Origin of the sequence: Tolypothrix sp. VBCCA 56010 (assembly GCF_050875635.1) — a bacterium.
Classification (GTDB): Bacteria; Cyanobacteriota; Cyanobacteriia; order Cyanobacteriales; family Nostocaceae; genus Hassallia.
Genome location: NZ_JBPAOH010000309.1, coordinates 1 through 2,662, shown reverse-complemented (window position 1 = coordinate 2,662; position 2,662 = coordinate 1). Strand labels below are relative to the sequence as shown.

The following is a 2,662-nucleotide window of genomic DNA, read 5'->3' as shown; positions in this document are numbered from 1 at the left end:
GAGGGGAAAGGGGAGTGGGGAGACAAGGAGACAAGGAGAGGGGGAGACAAGGAGACAAGGAGAGGGGGAGACAAGGAGACAAGGAGAGGGGGAGACAAGGAGAGGGGGAGACAAGGAGACAAGGAGAGGGGGAGAAATTCTTTTTTGTTCCCCTTGTCCCCTTGTCCCCCTTGTCCCCTTGTCCCCTTGTCCCCTTGTCCCCTTGTCCCCTTGTCCCCCTTGTCCCCTTGTCCCCTTGTCCCCTTGTTCCCCTTGTCCCCTTGTCCCCCTTGTCCCCCTTGTCCGCTTGTCCGCTTGTCCGCTTGTCCCCTTGTCCCCTTGTCCCCCTTGTCCCCCTTGTCCCCTTGTCACCTTGTCCCCTTGTCCCCCTGTCCTCCCCCTCTCCCTACTTCCCAGGTGGACATAGTTGCTGCACTTTTTGAGGAAGTTGACGGCACGTTTGCTGGAATCCTTGAGGATTAAGTTGCGACCAAGCAAACAATCCCATCGTACTTCCTACCAGCAGCGCTAACATTCCGGACAGTAGCACCCAAACCTTACCGCGACGTGGTTTTTTCACTTCAGTTGGAGTTGCAGAAACGGCAGGTGCTTCGGCTGATGGAATGTCTAAATCTAGTAGCGCTTGCGAACTATCTGCCAACTCTGGTTGTGCTGATGATGATTTTTCTTCTATCACGTCCGCTGGCGGTAGCGAAGGAGTCACAGCCACCAAGTATTCTGGAGATACACGGCAATGGGTAAGCACAACCGAAATATTATCATGACCATTTTTCTGATTTGCCAAATTAATCCAGTTGTAAGCTGCATCTTCGGGGGAAATTTCACCTTTTAATACTGGTAGTGCATATTCCTGCCAGTGATTTTCCACCAAGTTGTTATCACTCAGTCCATCGGAACACAGCAGTAATATACCGTCTTCTTCTAAGATGAATCGCTGAATCACAAAACGCAGAAATTCACCATCTTTTGTCCCCAAAGCTTGGGTAAGGGAATAAGCATCTGGACGTTGTAGTGCTTTGCGATACAGACTGCGGGCATAGCGTACTTCCCGCGATGCTACATCATCATCTACTGTCAGTAGCTGGCAGTAGTTGGGTGTAATCCAGTATGCGCGGCTATCACCGACACTTGCCAAGTAAAGTTCATGGCTATTTTGTGAGTCGCATCCAGGGGTTATCTCGACTTGTTGCGGCACTTGTACAGCCATAACGACGGTTGTTGCCATGCGTTCTCTACCTTGGCGTTTTTGGTCGTCGTTGCAAGCGCAAATTACGTTATTTACAACCCGCAAACTTGCTTCTAGTTGCTGCTGTAACAATTCTGGCGATACTAGTTCAGTTTGTTCTGCTACTTCTGCTAGTAAAGCGCGAATTTGCAACTTCAGAGATTGTACTGCTAATTGGCTGGCAACTTCACCGCCTTCGTGTCCGCCGATACCATCGCACACAATCGATAAGCACGGTAGTAAGGGATCGTCTGAGTCACCAAAGGCTATGGGATAGCAAGTGTCTTCATTTTGCTTGAGTTGGGAACCGCTATCTGTTGCTCCTGCGACTTTTAGATTTAATGGCAATTGCGCGGCTGATGATAATAATAACTGATTGAGTTGAGTGGCGATCGCTTTTAACTCAATTTCTCCAGCACACATTGAATCGACTATTTTCTGCAAAGTTGGTGCTACTTCTGGTTTAGCGACAGCTACAATCGGTTTCCAGCACTCACCCAACTGTTGAATACTCGGCTGTTCTGACTCATAAAGTTCCAAGAGTCGCACACACCAACCTTGTACTCGCAGGTTGTCTGGAAACAGTAAACTCAGGGCAACTTTGAATTCTGATAGAGGTTGCCAAAGTTGAATAATTTGCCACAGTAAGTTTACTTGTCGGACTGGAGTTGCTTGTTCCCATGCGTCAGCGATCGCTGGATATAAATTTCCAGTTTCATCTATCGGCACATTTTCCAGTAAAAGTATATCATCCGCAAATCCATAAACTTGAGGCAGATGAGAGCGATCGCTCGACAAGCGTAAGTAAGGAATAATTGCTTTTGGTAATTCTTCGGGTATATCTGGCAGCTGTCCTGGTTGAATATCCAGCCAAATTTGCGATGTAATTACCTCATATCTATCTTTTATTAGTTCTCCCGGTCGAATAACTTGATGTTCGCCAGTTGCCCAAATATAACGGTGAACTAAAGGAGTTTGACAACTTGCACACAATCTGCTATCACCCATAGGATTGATGGGATTAGTACAGCCAGGATTCGTGCAATAAATTATCCGCTCTTGTGATGAAATCATGCAGCTATAAGTTCAAGAATTTAAATCAACCGCAGTTTTTCGATTACATCTGGCTGTCACATGATTGTTGTTTGGTGCTGTTTTAAGTAAGTTATGGCTTTTATGGTATAAAAATTATGAAAAAACCTAATAATGCTTAAGAATTTCCACTTACTTAATTATGCTTTCATATCGGTTTGTGCGATCGCCACAATGTAGTCGAAAATTCAGTTTTGCAATTATAGCCGAAAGATTAGCATAGATTTCATCATTTGGGATGAGGGGGGATGTGGAGAGTGGGGGAGTGGGGGAGTGGGGGAGTGGGGGAGTGGAGGAGTGGGGGAGTGGAGGAGTGGGGGAGTGGAGGAGTGGGGGAGTGGAGGA

Annotated in this window: 2 protein-coding genes and 1 pseudogene; all 3 read right to left on the bottom strand. The window is 46.9% G+C overall.

Translation table 11 applies throughout. The features are described from left to right. Positions 1 to 477: pseudogene (locus tag AABK37_RS41040) on the bottom strand (hypothetical protein); the annotation flags it as partial. Then, positions 386 to 2,299 (bottom strand): protein phosphatase 2C domain-containing protein, encoded by a 1,914-nt coding sequence (locus AABK37_RS41035; protein ID WP_432557117.1) that lies wholly within the window; start codon positions 2,297 to 2,299, stop codon positions 386 to 388. The pseudogene AABK37_RS41040 and the gene AABK37_RS41035, both read right to left, overlap by 92 nt. A gap of 150 nt (positions 2,300 to 2,449) precedes the next feature. Further along, a partial coding sequence (locus AABK37_RS41030) for a hypothetical protein (protein WP_432557116.1) occupies positions 2,450 to 2,662 on the bottom strand: 213 nt, incomplete at its 5' end.